We start from the raw sequence: 15,917 nt of genomic DNA, 5'->3' as shown, positions 1-15,917 counted from the left end.
GCAAAGGGAAGAACGATGCTCCAAATGGAAAAACTCCAGAAGGTCTACCGCACCGAAATGGTCGAGACCTATGCGCTGCGTGACTTCAATCTCACGGTGAACGAGGGCGAGTTCGTCGCCGTGACCGGCCCATCGGGCTCGGGCAAGACGACCTTCCTGACCATCGCCGGCCTGCTGGAAGCCTTCAGCGGCGGCACGTACAAGCTCGACGGCATCGATGTCAGCCGCATGGGCGACGGCGAGCGCTCGCGCATCCGCAACCAGAAGATCGGCTTCATCTTCCAGGCGTTCAACCTGATCCCCGACCTGAACGTGCTGGACAACATCGAGGTGCCGCTGCGCTACCGCGGCTACGGCAGTGCCGAGCGCAAGAAGCGCGCGGCCGATGCCTTGAGCCGCGTGGGCCTGTCGGCCCGCGGCAAGCACTACCCGGCGGAGCTGTCCGGCGGCCAGCAGCAGCGCGTCGCCATCGCCCGCGCGCTGGCCGGCGAGCCGCGCCTGCTGCTGGCGGACGAGCCCACCGGCAACCTCGACAGCGCGATGGCGCGCAGCGTCATGGAGCTGCTGGAAGAGCTGCACCGCGACGGCGCCACCATCGTCATGGTCACGCACGACCCGCAGCTCGCCGCACGTGCGCAGCGCAACGTGCACGTCATCGACGGCCAGGTCGTCGATCTCGCCGCGGAGTTGACCGCTTGAAGACCTTGCCATTCCTGCTGCTGGCCGCTCTGGCCGCCACCGGCATGGCTGCCCGCGCCGACGACCTGCTGCAGGTCTGGGCCCAGGCCCGCGCGGCCGACCCGGTGCTGCGCCAGGCCGCGGCGCTGGCGGGTGCGCAGGACGCCTCGGCCCGCGAGGCCCGCGCCGCGCTGCTGCCGCAATGGACGCTGCAACGCGCCGAGCAGCGCGAGAACGGCGGTGCGCGCTCGAACACCACCACCAGCAGCCTCTCGCAGACGCTGGTGGACCTGGCCGCGCTGCGCGAGTGGGACGCCAGCCGCAGCCAGGCGTCCGCCCAGGCGTCGCGCCTGGTCGCCACCGAGCAGGCGGCACGCCAGCGCGTGGCCGAGGCCTACTTCGGCCTGCTGTCGGCGCAGGCGCAGCTCGCCACCGCGCGGGCCAACGAGGAGGCGTTCGCCCGCCAGGTCAGCGAGGCCGATGTGCGCTTCAAGTCCGGCCTGTCCGCCCAGGTCGAGGCCGATCAGTCGCGCGCCTACCGCGAGCTGGCGCGCGCTGGCACGCTGGCCGCCGAGCTGGCCGTGGCCGATGCGCGCGAGGCGCTGGCCCAGCTGACCGGCGCCGAGGCGCCCGTGCTGCAGCCGCTGCGCCGCACGCTGGCCGCCCAGCCGCTGCCCGACGATGCCGACGCCTGGGCGCAGCGTGCGCTGCAGGCCAACCCCGAGCTGCGCGCCTTGCAGCTCGACGTGCAGGCCAGCGAGCAGCGCATCGCCAGCGCCCGCGCCGGCCACCTGCCCACGCTGAGCGTGGGCGTGGACACGCAGCGCCTGCGTGGCGACGGCGTGTCGGCGTTCGACGCCGGCCGCACGCCCACGCAGGTGGCGCTGCGGCTGACGGTGCCGCTGTTCGCCGGTGGCGCCGTGGCCGCTGCGGCGGACCGCGCCGGTTTCCAGCGTGACGCTGCACGAGAGCAACTGGAAGCCGGCCGGCGCGCCGTCGTGCGCGAGGTGCGTGGCCAGTACCTGTCCGTGGGGCAGGGCGCCGCGCAACTGCAGTCCGCGCAGATCGCCGTGGAGGCCGCCGAGCGTGCGCTGGAGGCCACCCGCACCGGCCTGACGCTGGGCACCCGCAGCACCACCGACCTGCTGCTCGCCATCCAGACCCTGGCCTCCGCACAGAACGCGCAGACCCAGGCCCGCCACCGCCACGTGCTCGCGCTGCTGGCCCTGAACCAGGCCGCCGGCTCGCTCGGCGACGCCGAACTCGCCGCCGTCAATGCCCTGCTGGAGACTCCCTGATGCTGCTTCACTACCTCGAACTCGCGGCCCGCAGTGCGCGGGCGTCCAAGGGCCTCAGCACGCTGATGGTGCTGGCGCTGGCGCTGGGCATCGGCGCCTGCATGACCACGCTGACGGTCTATCACGTGCTGTCGGGCGACCCGATCCCGAACAAGAGTTCGCGCCTGTTCAACGTGCAGCTCGATGCCGGCAGCAAGGTCGGCTACAAGGCGGGTGAAGAGCCTACCTTCGACCTGACACGCTTCGATTCGACGGCGCTGCTGCGCGACAGGAAGGCCAAGCGCCAGGCCATGATGAGCGGCGGCAACGTGGCGGTGGGCATCGCGGACGCCCATGTGAAGCCCATCTTCTCCAGCATGCGCTACACGTCGGCGGACTTCTTCGCCATGTTCGACGCGCCCTGGCAGCACGGCGGCGGCTGGAGCGCGGCGGATGACGAGGGCGAGGCGCGCGTGGCGGTCATCTCGTCGGCGTTGAACGAGAAGCTCTTCGGCGGGGTCGACAGCGTCGGCCGCGAGATCATCGTGCGCGGCCAGCCGCTGCGCATCGTCGGCGTGCTCAAGCCCTGGAAGTTCCAGCCGCACTTCTACGACATGACGCTGGGCGGCTTCGCCGAGGCCGAGGATTTCTTCCTGCCGTTCTCGACGGCCATGGCGCTCAAGGTGGGCCACTGGGGCAACATGGAGTGCTGGGGCAAGGGCGACGGCGGCACGCCGTTCGACATGAACGCGAAATGCTCGTTCATCCAGTACTGGGTCGAACTCGACAAGCCCGAGGACGCCGCGGCCTATCGCAACTACCTCGTCCAGTACTCCGATGCGCAGCGCGCCGCCGGCCGGTTCGAGCGGCCGAGCAACGTGCGGCTGCGCAACGTCATGGAATGGCTGGATTCGCAGAAGGTGTTGCCGGCCGACGTGCGGCTGCAGACCTGGCTGGCCTTCGGCTTCCTGCTGGTGTGCGTCGTCAACATGGTGGGCCTGCTGCTGGCCAAGACGCTGCGCCGCGCCGGCGAGATCGGCGTGCGCCGGGCGCTGGGCGCCACGCGCGGTGCGATCTTTGCGCAGTTCGTCGTCGAGGCCGGGCTGCTGGGCCTGGTCGGCGCGCTGCTGGGGCTGGTGTTCGCGCACGGCGGCCTCTGGCTGGTGCGCCACAGCCCCAACGATTACGCCCGCCTGGCCGAACTCGACGCCGCCATGCTCGCACTGACGCTGGGCCTGGCCCTGCTGGCCAGCTTGTTCGCCGGCCTGCTGCCGGCCTGGCGCGCGGCCCTCGTCACCCCCGCCGTCCAACTGAAGGTGCAGTGATGTCTACTTCCCTCGCTTCCCCGGCGCTTGCGTCCTCGCCCTCACGCGGCGGCCTGCTCGCAGCCCTGCACGTGATGCTGCTGGACCTGCGGCCCATCCTGTCCACGCTGCGCCGCCACCGCATCGCGGCCGGCCTCATCGTGCTGGAGGTGGCGCTGACCTGCACCATCGTCACCAACGCGCTGCACCTGATCCAGACCCGGGCCGACTTCCTCAACGCCCGCAGCGGGCTGGCCGAGCCCGAGATCGTCATGCTGGAACTGCGCGGCAGCAAGGCCGTGCCGCCCGAGCGCGCGGCCGGCATCGCCAGTGCGGACCTGGCGCTGCTGCGCGCCCTGCCCGGCGTGAAGGCGGCCACCAAGGTCAACCAGCTCGTCTACTACGACAACAGCAGCAACAGCAACGTGTCGCAGGAGCCCGATGACCGGGGCCTGCGCGTCAACGTGTCGCAGTACCTGGCCGACGAGCAGATGCTGCCCACCCTCGGCCTCAAGCTTGTCGAGGGCCGCAACTTCACGGCCAATGAGATTCTCGACAGCAACAAGGTTTTCAGCGAGCCTGACCCGCACATCGGCCAGGTCATCATCAACAAGACGCTGGCGGACAAGTTCTTCCCCGGCGCGTCGGCGCTGGGCCGCACGATCTACGTGTTCGGCTCGTCGCCGGCCACGGTCGTCGGCATCGTCGAGACGCTGACCCACCCCCGCCTGCACCGCGCGCAGCCCGAGGGGGGCTACGCGATGATGCTGCCGGTACGCGGCGGTAACGTCTACCTGGTGCGCACCGACGCCGCGCAACGCGAGGCGCTGATCAAGGCGGCGACCGCCGCGCTCGAAGCCGTGGATGCCACGCGTGTCGTCACGCGCGCCCGCACGCTGACCGAGATGCGCGATGCCTTCTACGCGCAGGATCGCGCGATGGCCTGGCTGATGGCCGGCGTCTGCGCGGCGCTGCTGCTGGTCACGGCCATGGGCATCGTCGGCCTGGCAAGCTTCTGGGTGCAGCAACGCACCCGCATGATCGGCACGCGCCGCGCGCTGGGCGCGACCCAGGGCCAGATCCTGCGCTACTTCCAGCTCGAGAACCTGCTGCTGACCACCACTGGCATCGCCATCGGCCTGGCCGGCGCCATGGGCCTGAGCCACCTGCTGATGCAAAGCTATGAGCTGCCCCGCCTGCCGTGGATCTACCTGCCCGTCAGCGCCGTGGCGCTGTGGCTGCTGGGTCAGGTGGCCGTCTGGGTGCCGGCCCGCCGCGCCGCGCGGCTGGCGCCGGTGGCGGCGCTGCGCGGTTGAAGGGAGTGCCCGACGCGACAGCGCCGCGCTGCGGCGGGTCGCAGAATCGGCGCAAAACCAGACGCCGGAGACCGCCATGAACGCACGCGCCACCTTCACCCGCATGGACGAGAGCAGCCGCGAGGACTGGGCGGCCATCGTGCCCGAGGCCATGCGCATGGCCCACACGCTGCCCGACCGCGTGCTGGCCCATCTGCGGTTGCTGGACGGCGACTTCGGCGGCTTCCCCGTGGACCGGCTGACCCACTGCCTGCAGACCGCCACGCTGGCGCACCGCGACGGCCGCGACGAGGAGTACGTCTGCTGCGCGCTGCTGCACGACATCGGCGACACGCTGGGCAGCTTCAACCACCCGGACATCGCCGCGGCCATCCTCAAGCCCTTCGTGACCGAGGCCAACCTGTGGATGGTGCAGCAGCACGGCATCTTCCAGGGCCACAACTTCTTCCACCACATCGGCCTGGACCGCCACCTGCGCGACCAGTTCGAGGGCCACCCGCACTACGCGCGCACGGCCGAGTTCGTCGAGCGCTATGACAACCCCGCGTTCGACCCCGAGGCCGAGGCGCTGCCGCTGGCCTTCTTCGAGCCCATGCTGCGCCGCCTGATGGCGCAGCCGCGCCAGTCCATCTACAAGGCGGCGATGGCGAAGTAACGCGCGAGCATCAGCACGCCCAGCAGCAGGAAGACCGCGTACAGCGCCCGCTGGAACACCAGCGCCGGCAGCCGGTCCCGCAGCCGGGCGCCCAGCCCCATGCCGGCAAAGGCCGCGAGCAGCGCGACGCCGGCTGCCAGGGCATCCGGCGGTGCCGCCGCATCCAGGCCGCCGAGGCGCGCGGCCAGCGACATTGATGCGAGCATGAAGCTGATGCCCAGCGCCTGGATCAGCGCCGGCCGCCGCAGTTGCAGCGACTGCAGGAAGGGCACCAGCGGCACGACGAACACGCCGGTGGCCGCGCTCAGCATGCCGCCCAGCAGGCCGGCCAGCGCGCCCAGCCAAGCCTCGTGCCGCCCGGGCTGCGGCAGCGCCGGCCGTGCCAGCCCGAACAGGCCGTAGCCCACCAGCACGACGCCCAGCGCCGCGCGCACGCTGCCGCTGCCCGAGGCCAGCCCTGGCAGCGGCCCGAACAGCGTGCCCAGCACCAGCCCGGTCCACAGCGGCCACAGCCGGCGCAGCAGCTCGCCGCCGTGCGAACCCATGCACTGCGCCACGTTCGTCAGCAGCGCCGGCAGCAGCATCAGCGCGGCCGACTGCGCCGCGGGCAGGCGCAGGCTCAGCAGCGCCATCGCCAGCGTGGGCAGCCCCATGCCGGACACGCCCTTGACGATGCCGGCCAGCGCGAACGTCAGCGCCACCCAGCCCAGCACGCCGGCCGACAGCCATTCGATGTGATCCATGCCGGCCATCGTCGGTGCCCGCAGGCATGCCGTCCATCACGCAGGGCCGTGGATATCCTTCGGGGCTTGCGAAGCATGAATCCGCACTACCGCATCGATCCTTTCGACCTGCGCCTGTTCGCCGCCGTGGCCGAGGGCGGCACGATCACGGCCGGCGCACGCGCGGTGCACCTGTCGCTGGCGGCGGCCAGCGAGCGCCTGCAGGGCCTGGAGCGCGCCGTCGGCGCTGCGCTGATGCAGCGCGCCAAGACCGGCATCACGCTGACCGACGCCGGCCGCACGCTGCTGCGCCACGCCGGCCGGTTGCAGCGCGAGATGGAGGCTTTGCACGCCAGCATGGCGGCCCACGCCCACGGTGTGCGCAGCACCGTGCGCGTGCTGGGCAACACGGCCGCGATCAGCGAGCATCTGCCGCCGCTGCTGGGGCCGTTCCTGGCCGCCCACCCGGACATCGACGTCGAACTGCGCGAGCTGCAGAGCCCCGACGTGCTGTTCGCGATGCGCCAGGAGCGGGCTGATCTCGGCATCGTGGCGGACTACGTCGCCACCACCGGCCTGCAGACGCGGCCGTTCCGGGAGGACCGTCTCGTGGCCGCGTTGCCCGCCGCATGGTCCCGGCGCTTCGGTGGGGGCCGGGGTGGCATCGCCTTCGCCGACCTGCTGCAGCAGCCCTTCGTGGGCCTGCCGGCGGAGGCCGGGCTCAGCCGTTTCCTGCATGCGCAGGCGATGCAGCAGGGCCGCGGCCTGCACCACCGCGTGCAGGTGCAGGGCTTCGGCGCGCTGCTGCGCCTGGTCGCCTGCGGCGTCGGCGTGGCCGTCGTGCCGGCGCTGGCGGCCGAGCGCCTGGCCAGCCCGGGCGTGCGCGTGCGGCCGCTGGCGCAGGATTGGGCCGCGCGGCAGCTGCTGGTCTGCTTCGGCAGTGTTGACGACCTCACGCCGGGCGCGGCTTCGCTGCTGGCGTCGCTGGCGCCCGCGTCGCCCTGCGGCTGACCCTAAACTGCCCGTCCGAGTCGCCAGCCAGGAGCGCCCATGAGCCTCGCCAAGATCCTCGTCGCCCAGGGTGGCGGCCCCACCGCCGTCATCAACCAGAGCCTCGTCGGCGTCGTGCTCGAAGCGCGCCGCCAGGCCGGTGTGGGCAAGGTCTATGGCGCGCGCCACGGCGTGCGCGGCATCGTGGGCGAGGACTTCGTCGACCTGACGCAGGAAACCAGCCACAACCTGGAACTGGTGGCGGGCACGCCGTCGTCCGCGCTGGGCTCCACGCGCGACAAGCCCGACGCCGCCTACTGCCGCGAGATCTTCAAGGTGCTGCAGGCGCACGGCATCACGCACTTCTTCAACATCGGCGGCAACGACTCGTCCGACGTGGTGCGCATCGTGTCGGAAGAGGCCGCCGCGGCGGGCTTCCCGCTGCGCTGCATCCACATCCCCAAGACCATCGACAACGACCTCGTCGGCAACGACCACACGCCGGGCTACGCCTCCGCGGCGCGCTTCGTGGCCCAGGCCTTTGCCGGCGCCAACCTCGACAACGCGGCGCTGCCCGGCGTCTACGTCGGCGTCGTCATGGGCCGCCACGCCGGTTTCCTGACCGCCGCGGCAGCGCTGGGCAAGAAGTTCGACGACGACGGCCCGCACCTCATCTACCTGCCCGAGCGCGCCTTCGACACCGCGCGCTTCCTGCACGACGTGAAGGCCACGCACGAGCGCTACGGCCGCTGCGTCATCGCCGTCAGCGAGGGCATCCACGACGCGGCCGGCACGCCCATGCTGTCCAAACTCGCCGGTGACCTGGAGCGCGACTCGCACGGCAACGTGCAGCTCAGCGGCACCGGCGCGCTGGCCGACCTGCTGTGCGAGGAGATCAAGGCCAAGCTCGGCATCAAGCGCGTGCGCGGCGACACCTTCGGCTACCTGCAGCGCAGCTTCCTCGGCTGCGTCAGCGACGTGGACGCGCGCGAGGCCCGCGAGGTCGGCGAGAAAGCCGTGCAATACGCCTTCCACGGCGACCGCGATGGCTCGGTGTCCATCCAGCGCGTGGGCCACTACTCGGTGGACTACGAACTGCTGCCGCTGGCGACCGTCGCCGGCAAGACGCGCACGATGGAGAGCCACTTCATCAACGACGCCGGCACCGACGTGACCGACGCCTTCCGCCTGTACCTGCGCCCGCTGCTGGGTTCGGGCATGCCGGATGCGTACCGGCTGCGACCCAACCCGGTGGCGAAGGTGTTGCACAAGAGGTGAGCCCCCGTCAGGGCCGGCGTGACGCGCGCAGGTCCGCAGCCGTCCGGGGCCCGCCGCCGGCTCGGGTCTTCGGGCCGCGTGCGCAAGCGGGGCGCAGGCCGCGAGCCGGTTCGTGTGGCGGCGCACGCTGGGCGGTGCGACGATGGCACCGCACCGAAGCTCCTGGGAGACCGCGATGAAACCCACCCCACCCGGCTGGCCGCGCCTGTCGTCGGCGCTGTACTGCGAGGACGCGCGCAAGGCCATCGCCTGGTACCAGCGCGCGTTCGGCTTCACGGTGGAGATCGTCGTCGACGCGCCGGACGGCAGCGTCATGCACAGCGAGATCCGCTATGGCGAGGCCATCGTCATGGTCACCGAGGGCAGCGCGGCGCGCGAGGTGCGCTTCGGCGTGCCGGGGCGCGCGCCGGCGACCGTTGGCGGCGCCAACACGCAGAGCCTGTTCCTGTACGTTGACGACGTGGACGCGCACTGCGCCCGGGCCCGCGCTGAAGGCGCGCGCGTGACCTGCGAACTGGCCGACAACGACTATGGCGCCGACTACTGGTGCGACCGCAGCTATGGCTGCATCGACCCGGACGGCCACCTGTGGTGGTTCAGCCAGCGGTTGCGCAACCCGCCCGTGTAGGCTGGCGTGACGATGCGTCAATTCATTGCCTTCCTGATTGCGCTGTGTGTGGCGGTCAGCGGCCATGCCGCGCCTGACGCGGTCAACAAGCTGTCGTTCGTGTTGCTGGCGCAGCCTCGCCTGCCCGCGGCGGACGCCTACCGCGCGGCTCTCGAGGCGCGGCTGAAGGGGCGCGTGCGCATCGACGGCATGGAGGGCGGCGATGGCCAAGCCATCCTGCTGCGCACGCGCGGTGGTACGGCGATGGTCGGATTGATCGATGCACCGCTGCCGAAAGGGCAGGTGGACGACCTGTGCCGCAGTGCGTGGTACTGGCAAGACGCCTGTGCTGCCGTCGGGCGTCACCGCGCGCACGCGGTGGTGATGCTGATGGGCCTTGACCTGGATCGGCTCGACACCGCCTTGCTGCTGACCGACATGGTGGCTGCGCTGATGGACGATGACGACAACGCCATCGCCAGCTACTGGCTTGCCAGCCTGCAGTCGCGCCAGGCCGTGCTCGATCAGAGCCGGCACATCTCGCGCGAGTCGCCGCCGGTGTGGCTGTGGGTGAACTTCCGGCTCAGCGGCAGCCGGGCGCAAGGCTGGTCGCTCTCGACCGAGGGCCTGGACGCCTTCGGCCTGATGGAGATCGAAACGCGCGACGCCAGGAGGCCGGGCGCCGACGTGTTCGGCATGGTGGCCGACACCGCGTCCTACCTGATCCACAAGGGCGCCGTCATCAAGGATGGCGACACCCTTGGCGACTCGCCCGCGATGGACATCCGTGTGACCCATTCGCCGTCGTATTGGCGCGAAGGCAAGCGCGTGTATCGCATCACCTTCCCCTGAGGTTGTCCCGCGGCCTGCCAAAAGCCACTTGCGCCGTGGGCGTCTTATCTTCTACATTTGTAGTACGACAACTGTAGAAGATTCGACATGGACGACGACACCGGCAGCGGAGACGTGTCGCTGAGCGAGCTGCAGCTCAGCCTGATGCGCGTGCTGTGGGCGCGCGGCGAGGCCAGCACGGCCGAGGTGGCCGAGGCCTTGCGCGGCGAGCGCGACCTGGCGCACACGACGGTGGCCACGCTGCTGACGCGGCTGGAGAAGCGCGGACTGCTCGCCAGCCGGCGCGACGGCCGCGCGCTGCTGTACACGCCGCGCGTGACGCAGGCCGACGTGCAGCGCTCCATGGTGGGCAGCCTGGTCGACAGCCTGTTCGCGGGGCGTGCCAGCGCGCTGGTGTCGCACCTGCTGGACGCGCGTGGCGTCAACGCGAACGAGCTTGCCGAGCTGCAGGCACTGCTGAAACAACGCAAGGGAGACACCCGCCATGACTGACGCCTTGTTGACGTGGGGCTGCAGCTACCTGCTGCACAGCAGCCTGCTGATCGGCGCGCTGTGGGCGGCCGAACGCGCGGGCCTGCTCGGGCGCCTGGCCACAGCCACGCAGGAACTGTTGTGGCGGCTGGCGCTGCTGGGTGGTGTCGTCAGCGCCAGCCTGCCGCTGCTGCCGGCCATGCCGACCCTGGCGACGCTCGCGGCGCCGGGCACACCGGCCGATGGCCATGCCGGCGCCGTCGTGCAGCTGCAGGCCGTCGCGCCGGTGGCGGTGGTGGCCGACGTGCGGCCGCTCAGGGTCGAACCGGCACCCAGGGCCACGCCGCAGCCCCGCGCGCAGCTCGGTGTGTTGCCGCTGGCGGCTGCCATCGCGCCCGCGGCGCAACAGCTGGCGCTGGGCTTCGCCGCGCTGTGGCTGGCAGGCGCGGTGGCGATGCTGGCCGTGCTGGCGCTGCAGTGGGCCTGGCTGCGCCGCGCCGTGCGCCGCCTGCCCGCGGTGAGCGATGCGCGCTGGCAGCGCCTCGTCCGGCAACTGGCTGCCGAGCTCCGCGTGCCTTTGCCCGCGCTGCGCCACGCCCGCCCGGGCTGGGCCAGCCCGCTGCTGGCGCCGGGCCGCGTGCTGTGCCTGCCCGCCTGGTGCCTGGACCTGCCCGACGACGAAGCCCGCGCCGTGCTGGGCCACGAGCTGGCCCACCTGCGCCGGCGCGACCCGGCCTGGCGGCTGATGGCCGCGGCCATGAAGGCACTGCTGTGGCCGCAGGCGCTGAACCGCATCGCGCTGCAGCGGCTGGACCTGCTGGCCGAGCTGGCCTGCGACGCCGCCGCGGCCGCGCCGCAGGGCCAGCGCCTGGCCCTGGCGCAAAGCCTGCTGCGTTGCGCCGAGGCGCTGAAGGCGCAGGGGGGCCGCCATGGCCCTGCGCTGGCCTGCGGCGCCGCCAGCGCCGGCTCGCCGCTGTTCGCCCGCGTGCGCCGCCTGCTCAACGCCGAGGGCGACGACGCCCCGCGCGAGCGCCGCGGCGTGCGCTGGGGGCTGGTGGCCGGCATGCTGGCGCTGCTCGTTGCGCTGCCGGCCGTGGTGGTCAGCCGCACCGACGCCGGCGAGCTGCTGGACCGCTTCGATGCAGGCGGCCTGCTTCACGTCGGCAACACCCGCATGCTCAGCCGCTATCCCGGTGGCAGCTTCTCGGTGACGCTGGACGGCAAGGTCGATTTCAACGACACCGAGGACGATGTGAAGACCTTGACCGGCCGGCTCACGGTGCGCGAGCGCGAAGGCGGGCTGACGCGCGAGATGGTGCTGACGTCCATGGGCGAAGGCCGCATCGAGCAGCAGTACCGCGTCGGCCGTGACATCCGGCCCATGGACGCCGCCGCGCACCAGTGGTGGGCCAAGGCCGTGCAGCGCATGGCCGAGAACCTGACCGACCCGGCCGTGCGCGCGAAGCGCCTGTTCGCCAAGGGCGGCATGGACGCCGTGCTGGCCGACGTGGAGCGCGCCAGCGAGGACTACGCGCGCCGCCGCCGCATCGAGGCCGCGCTCCAGCTCGACGCGCCGCTGCCTGCGACTGCGCAGGACCGCCTGATCGCCGCAGCCGCCGGGCTGCAGGGCGCGTTCGAGCGCCGCCAGGCGCTGAGCGCCATCGCCCGTCAGCCGTTGGCCGAGCCGCAGCAACAGGCGTGGCTGAACGCGGCCGGTGGCATCGACGGCAATTTCGAGCGTCGCGAGGCGCTGGCGTCGCTTGCGCCGCGGCTGCTGGGCACGCCGGCCGTGCTCGCGGCGTGGCGCGAGGCGCTGGGCCACATCGACGGCGACTTCGAGCTGCGCACCGCCATCGACGCGCAGGTCAGCGCCACGCCGCAGCCCGACGTGCTCGCCGCGGCGCTGCAGGCGGCCACACGGCTGCAGGGCGACTTCGAGAAGCGCGAGGCGCTGGCCGCCATCGCGCGGCGCCTGCAGGGCGACGAGGCCGCGCTGGTGCAGTCCTACGCGCAGGTCGCCAGCGGCATTGCGGGCGGCTTCGAGCGAAAGGAGGCGCTGACTCAGTTGCTCGACCGGCCCAGGCTCAACGCGGCCGGCGTGGCCCAGGTGCTGGCGAGCGCGGAGCGCATGGACGGCGGCTTCGAGCGCCTGCAGGTGCTGCTGCGTGTGGTGAGCAGGCTGGGTGAGGCCAAGCCGGTGGATGCGGCCCTCGTCGAGCGCATCCGCCGCGCCGGGCGCGGCCTGGGCGACCATGAGCGCGGCCAGATCGAGAACGCGCTCGACCGCCTGGGCTGAGGTCTGGGGGTCAGCCGGCGCGTTTGGCCAGCATGGCCCGCGCCACGCGTGACACCGGCGGGCGGCCCAGCACGTCGGAGATGAAGGCGCCGGCATCGACCAGTTTGTCCAGGTCGATGCCCGTTTCCAGCCCCAAGCCGTTGAGCATGAAGACGACATCCTCGGTCGCCACATTGCCCGTCGCGCCCTTGGCATAGGGGCAGCCGCCCAGGCCGGCCACGCTGGCGTGGAAGTTGTGCACGCCCAGCGCCAGGCTGGCGTAGATGTTGGTCAGCGCCTGGCCGTAGGTGTCGTGGAAATGGCCCGACACCTCCTGCAGCGGGAAATGCTTCAGCGCCCGCTCCATCGCCGCCTGCACCTTGCGCGGCGTGCCCACGCCGATGGTGTCGGCGATGTCGATGGCGTCCACGCCCAGCGCGCGCAGCGGCTTCACGACGGCCTCGACCTGATCGGCGCTGATCTCGCCCTCGTAGGGGCAGCCCAAAGCACACGACAGCGCCGCGCGCACCTTCACGCCGGCCGCATGCGCGCCCGCGATGACGGGCGCGAAGCGCTCCAGGCTCTCGGCGATGGAGCAGTTGATGTTCTTCTGCGTGAAGGCCTCGCTGGCGGCCGTGAAGACCAGGATCTCGTCGGGCCTGGAGGCCAGCGCCGGCTCCAGCCCCTTCAGGTTGGGCACCAGCACCGAATAGCGCACGCCAGGCTTGCGGGCTATGGCCGCCATGACGGCCGTGTTGTCGCCCATCTGCGGCACCCACTTCGGGCTGACGAAGCTGGTGACCTCGATCTCGGTCAGGCCGGCGTCCTGCAGCATCGCGACGAGCCGCGCCTTGTGCTCGGTGGCGACGTTGGCCTTCTCGTTCTGCAGCCCGTCGCGCGGGCCGACGTCGAGGATCTTGACGTGGGTGGGAAGCGTGGTCATGTCAGTTGTCCGTTCCACATTTGAATCCAGCGGGTAGCGGGCCGAGCGCTGGGCCGCTCCCGAGCCGGCCCGCCCAGGCGATGTGCTTGCGGCTCGATGCCGCAAGCATCGTCGTCCCCTCGGGGGACCGACCAGGTTCGCCTGCGTTCAGCAGGGTGAGGCTGGGCGAGGGGCGCCTCATTTCAAGCCTCCAGCTTGAGCAGTTCGGCACCGTCGCCGACCTGGTCGCCGACGGCGAACAGCAGCTCGGCGACCTTTCCGTCGCGCGGCGAGGAGATGGTGTGCTCCATCTTCATCGCCTCCATGACGGCCAGCGGCTGGCCCTTGGTGACGCTGTCGCCGGCCTGGGCCAGGAAGGCCACCAGCTTGCCCGGCATGGGCGCGGTGAGGCGCCCGCCCTCGGCCCCGCCGTCGCCGGCGTGGGCGATGAGGTCCACCTCGGTCAGCACGGCCGAGCCGTTCGCGGCAAACACGGCGACGCGCTCGCCCTGGGCATAGGTCTTCACGCGAACGCGTTCGGCGCCGAGGAAGAGTTCATGCGTCTCGGCATCCTGCGACTGCACGGCGAAGGCTATGGCCTCGCCGGCGACCGTCAGCGTCATGCCGCCACGGTGGTGGCGGGACAGCAGCACCTCGTGATGCGTGCCGCCGGATTCGAGATCGAAGCGCCGCGTGGCCGCGCCGAACAGGCGGAAGCCGTCGCGCGCGCTCCAGGGGTCGGTGCCCTGGGTCGCTGCTTCCACGGCCAGCGTGTGGGCGACGACGGCGGCGGCAGCAATGCGCAGCGGCAGGCCCGGCTGGTCGAACAGCGTGGCCTTCTCGCGCTCGATGAGGCCGGTGTCCAGGTCCGCGCCAGCGAACGAGGCCGTCGCCGCGCAGCGGCGCAGGAAGGCGACGTTGGTGTGCAGGCCGACGATGTGCGTGTCGCGCAGCGCGGCGTCCAGCCGGGCCAGCGCCTGGGCGCGGTCCTCGCCCCAGACGATGAGCTTGGCGATCATGGAGTCGTAGTACGGGCTGATGGCGTCGCCCTCGCGAACGCCGGCATCGATGCGGACGTTGCCCCGCTGGAAGGCGACGTGCGAAGGCCAGCGTGCCACGTCCAGCGAACCGGTGGCGGGCAGGAAGCCGCCGTCGGGGTTCTCGGCGCAGATGCGGGCCTCGATCGCGTGGCCCCGCATGCGCAGCTCCGATTGCTTGAGCGGCAGCGGCTCGCCGGCCGCGACGCGCAGCTGCCACTCCACCAGGTCTTGCCCGGTGATCGCTTCGGTGACCGGATGCTCCACCTGCAGCCGTGTGTTCATCTCCATGAAGTAGAAGCGGCCGTCCTGTTCTGCAATGAACTCGACGGTCCCCGCGCCCACATAGCCCACAGCCTTGGCCGCGGCCACGGCGGCCTCGCCCATCTGCGCGCGGCGCTCCGGCGTCATGCCCGGTGCCGGGGCTTCCTCCAGCACCTTCTGGTGGCGGCGCTGCACGGAGCAGTCGCGCTCGAACAGGTAGACGCAGTCGCCCTGTGAGTCGCCAAAGACCTGGATCTCGATGTGGCGCGGGCGCTGCACATAGCGCTCGATCAGCACCGCGTCGTCGCCGAAGCTGTTGATGGCCTCGCGCTTGCACGAGGCCAGCGCCGCGTCGAACTCATCGGCGCTGTAGACGGCGCGCATGCCCTTGCCGCCGCCGCCAGCGCTGGCCTTGATGAGCACCGGGAAGCCGATGCGCTCGGCTTCGCGCTTGAGCAGCGCGGGGTCTTGGTCGGCGCCGTGGTAGCCCGGCACCAGCGGCACCTGGGCGGCTTCCATCAGCCGCTTGGACTCGGCCTTCAGGCCCATGGCCTGGATGGCGCTGGGCGGCGGGCCGATGAAGGCGACGCCGGCGTCGGCGCACGCCTGGGCAAAGGCTTCGTTTTCGCTCAGGAAGCCGTAGCCGGGGTGCACGGCTTCGGCGCCAGTGGCCTTGGCGGCCGCCAGGATGCGCTCCCACTGCAGGTAGGAATCGCGCGGCGCCGGGCCGCCGATGAGGATGGCCTCGTCGCAGGCCTTGACGTGCTGAGCGTCCGCGTCGGCTTCGGAGTAGACGGCGACGGTCTGGATGCCCAGGCGTTTCGCCGTTGCGGCCACCCGGCAGGCGATTTCACCGCGGTTGGCGATCAGGATCTTTTTGAACATTCGGAGCCTCCTCAAATTCAGCGCGATCGGGACTTGATGTAGTCCACTGTGAGATCGAGTTCTTCGATCATTCTTGGGAACGTGAAGTCAGGATCACCGCTCCACTTCGCGCGCAAGCCATTCAGTGTTCGCAAAGTCAGCTCGTGATACCTCCGAAACTGACGCAGTTCAAAGATCACCGCGCACTGGCGGTCGATCCACATCACCTTGCTTTCGGGGTCTAGCGCAACCAGCTCTTTGATAAGCCGGTGATAGATCTCGAACTCGCGGTGCTTCTCGTCACGCATCCGTACCAGCATGAACTGAACGACCGACCACGCGAACGCAATCGCGGCACCCAAGATGCCTAGGGCGGCGGCGTTCGAAGTCAGGAAGTTCAGCATG

The 15,917-nt window shown here is 71.2% G+C and carries 15 protein-coding genes; 11 read left to right on the top strand and 4 right to left on the bottom strand.

Annotated features, from left to right (window positions below; genetic code table 11):
- The first annotated feature begins 15 nt into the window (after nucleotides 1–15).
- The 5 genes from ACO07H_RS22310 to ACO07H_RS22290 all read left to right on the top strand — a co-directional run bounded on the left by ACO07H_RS22310 (nucleotide 16) and on the right by ACO07H_RS22290 (nucleotide 5,230).
- Complete coding sequence (locus tag ACO07H_RS22310) at nucleotides 16–699, top strand: ABC transporter ATP-binding protein (protein WP_422018278.1); 684 nt, start codon at nucleotides 16–18, stop codon at nucleotides 697–699.
- The gene (locus ACO07H_RS22305; RefSeq protein WP_422018276.1) at nucleotides 696–1,976 is read left to right on the top strand and encodes a TolC family outer membrane protein; all 1,281 of its coding nucleotides are present in this window, start codon (nucleotides 696–698) and stop codon (nucleotides 1,974–1,976) included. The genes ACO07H_RS22310 and ACO07H_RS22305 overlap by 4 nt, the downstream gene beginning before the upstream one ends.
- Complete coding sequence (locus tag ACO07H_RS22300; RefSeq protein ID WP_422018274.1) at nucleotides 1,976–3,280, top strand: ABC transporter permease; 1,305 nt, start codon at nucleotides 1,976–1,978, stop codon at nucleotides 3,278–3,280. Before ACO07H_RS22305 ends, ACO07H_RS22300 begins: the two co-directional genes overlap by 1 nt.
- A complete protein-coding gene (locus ACO07H_RS22295) occupies nucleotides 3,280–4,575 on the top strand; it encodes an ABC transporter permease (protein ID WP_422018272.1) in 1,296 nt (431 codons plus the stop codon). Before ACO07H_RS22300 ends, ACO07H_RS22295 begins: the two co-directional genes overlap by 1 nt.
- A gap of 76 nt (nucleotides 4,576–4,651) precedes the next feature.
- Nucleotides 4,652–5,230 carry an HD domain-containing protein gene (locus ACO07H_RS22290; RefSeq protein ID WP_422018270.1) on the top strand — a complete coding sequence of 193 codons (579 nt, stop codon included), beginning with the start codon at nucleotides 4,652–4,654 and terminating at the stop codon, nucleotides 5,228–5,230.
- Here the strand turns inward: ACO07H_RS22290 and ACO07H_RS22285 are convergent.
- Entirely contained in the window at nucleotides 5,206–5,973 is a 768-nt protein-coding gene (locus ACO07H_RS22285; RefSeq protein ID WP_422018268.1) for a sulfite exporter TauE/SafE family protein, read from the bottom strand. The genes ACO07H_RS22290 and ACO07H_RS22285 overlap by 25 nt on opposite strands.
- Nucleotides 5,974–6,048: 75 nt before the next feature.
- Between ACO07H_RS22285 and ACO07H_RS22280 the strand changes: the two genes are divergently transcribed.
- The 6 genes from ACO07H_RS22280 (at nucleotide 6,049) to ACO07H_RS22255 (ending at nucleotide 12,446) form a co-directional block, all read left to right on the top strand.
- Nucleotides 6,049–6,963: a LysR family transcriptional regulator gene (locus tag ACO07H_RS22280; RefSeq protein ID WP_422018266.1), complete on the top strand. Its 915-nt coding sequence runs from the start codon at nucleotides 6,049–6,051 to the stop codon at nucleotides 6,961–6,963.
- A 39-nt stretch (nucleotides 6,964–7,002) separates the two neighbouring features.
- Nucleotides 7,003–8,220: a 6-phosphofructokinase gene (locus tag ACO07H_RS22275; RefSeq protein ID WP_422018264.1), complete on the top strand. Its 1,218-nt coding sequence runs from the start codon at nucleotides 7,003–7,005 to the stop codon at nucleotides 8,218–8,220.
- A 175-nt stretch (nucleotides 8,221–8,395) separates the two neighbouring features.
- Complete coding sequence (locus tag ACO07H_RS22270) at nucleotides 8,396–8,848, top strand: VOC family protein (protein WP_422018262.1); 453 nt, start codon at nucleotides 8,396–8,398, stop codon at nucleotides 8,846–8,848.
- Between the two features lie 12 nt (nucleotides 8,849–8,860).
- A complete protein-coding gene (locus ACO07H_RS22265) occupies nucleotides 8,861–9,679 on the top strand; it encodes a DUF4261 domain-containing protein (RefSeq protein ID WP_422018260.1) in 819 nt (272 codons plus the stop codon).
- A gap of 87 nt (nucleotides 9,680–9,766) precedes the next feature.
- Nucleotides 9,767–10,171 carry a BlaI/MecI/CopY family transcriptional regulator gene (locus tag ACO07H_RS22260; protein WP_422018258.1) on the top strand — a complete coding sequence of 135 codons (405 nt, stop codon included), beginning with the start codon at nucleotides 9,767–9,769 and terminating at the stop codon, nucleotides 10,169–10,171.
- Nucleotides 10,164–12,446 carry a M56 family metallopeptidase gene (locus ACO07H_RS22255; protein WP_422018256.1) on the top strand — a complete coding sequence of 761 codons (2,283 nt, stop codon included), beginning with the start codon at nucleotides 10,164–10,166 and terminating at the stop codon, nucleotides 12,444–12,446. The genes ACO07H_RS22260 and ACO07H_RS22255 overlap by 8 nt, the downstream gene beginning before the upstream one ends.
- Nucleotides 12,447–12,456: 10 nt before the next feature.
- On the opposite strand, the gene ACO07H_RS22250 is transcribed toward ACO07H_RS22255, so the two are convergent.
- The 3 genes from ACO07H_RS22250 to ACO07H_RS22240 form a co-directional block, all read right to left on the bottom strand.
- Nucleotides 12,457–13,368 (bottom strand): hydroxymethylglutaryl-CoA lyase, encoded by a 912-nt coding sequence (locus ACO07H_RS22250; RefSeq protein ID WP_422018254.1) that lies wholly within the window; start codon nucleotides 13,366–13,368, stop codon nucleotides 12,457–12,459.
- A gap of 182 nt (nucleotides 13,369–13,550) precedes the next feature.
- Nucleotides 13,551–15,533, bottom strand: a complete 1,983-nt coding sequence (locus ACO07H_RS22245; protein WP_422018252.1) for a biotin carboxylase N-terminal domain-containing protein — start codon at nucleotides 15,531–15,533, stop codon at nucleotides 13,551–13,553.
- A 17-nt stretch (nucleotides 15,534–15,550) separates the two neighbouring features.
- Entirely contained in the window at nucleotides 15,551–15,916 is a 366-nt protein-coding gene (locus ACO07H_RS22240) for a hypothetical protein (RefSeq protein ID WP_422018250.1), read from the bottom strand.
- Nucleotide 15,917 lies beyond the last annotated feature (1 nt).

The sequence above is a fragment of the Roseateles sp. genome (assembly GCF_965229315.1).
In the GTDB taxonomy this organism is placed as follows: Bacteria; Pseudomonadota; Gammaproteobacteria; order Burkholderiales; family Burkholderiaceae_C; genus Pelomonas.
The sequence above is the reverse complement of the archived record's forward strand: the minus strand, read 5'-3'. Positions and strand labels throughout refer to the sequence as shown.

Coding starts and splice junctions, on each gene's coding strand:
- ACO07H_RS22260 (WP_422018258.1), top strand. CDS start 9,767: ATGGACGACGACACCGGCAGCGGAGACGTGTCGCTGAGCGAGCTGCAG.
- ACO07H_RS22265 (WP_422018260.1), top strand. CDS start 8,861: ATGCGTCAATTCATTGCCTTCCTGATTGCGCTGTGTGTGGCGGTCAGC.
- ACO07H_RS22280 (WP_422018266.1), top strand. CDS start 6,049: ATGAATCCGCACTACCGCATCGATCCTTTCGACCTGCGCCTGTTCGCC.
- ACO07H_RS22275 (WP_422018264.1), top strand. CDS start 7,003: ATGAGCCTCGCCAAGATCCTCGTCGCCCAGGGTGGCGGCCCCACCGCC.
- ACO07H_RS22250 (WP_422018254.1), bottom strand. CDS start 13,368: ATGACCACGCTTCCCACCCACGTCAAGATCCTCGACGTCGGCCCGCGC.
- ACO07H_RS22245 (WP_422018252.1), bottom strand. CDS start 15,533: ATGTTCAAAAAGATCCTGATCGCCAACCGCGGTGAAATCGCCTGCCGG.
- ACO07H_RS22290 (WP_422018270.1), top strand. CDS start 4,652: ATGAACGCACGCGCCACCTTCACCCGCATGGACGAGAGCAGCCGCGAG.
- ACO07H_RS22270 (WP_422018262.1), top strand. CDS start 8,396: ATGAAACCCACCCCACCCGGCTGGCCGCGCCTGTCGTCGGCGCTGTAC.
- ACO07H_RS22285 (WP_422018268.1), bottom strand. CDS start 5,973: ATGGATCACATCGAATGGCTGTCGGCCGGCGTGCTGGGCTGGGTGGCG.
- ACO07H_RS22310 (WP_422018278.1), top strand. CDS start 16: ATGCTCCAAATGGAAAAACTCCAGAAGGTCTACCGCACCGAAATGGTC.
- ACO07H_RS22295 (WP_422018272.1), top strand. CDS start 3,280: ATGTCTACTTCCCTCGCTTCCCCGGCGCTTGCGTCCTCGCCCTCACGC.
- ACO07H_RS22255 (WP_422018256.1), top strand. CDS start 10,164: ATGACTGACGCCTTGTTGACGTGGGGCTGCAGCTACCTGCTGCACAGC.
- ACO07H_RS22300 (WP_422018274.1), top strand. CDS start 1,976: ATGCTGCTTCACTACCTCGAACTCGCGGCCCGCAGTGCGCGGGCGTCC.
- ACO07H_RS22240 (WP_422018250.1), bottom strand. CDS start 15,916: ATGCTGAACTTCCTGACTTCGAACGCCGCCGCCCTAGGCATCTTGGGT.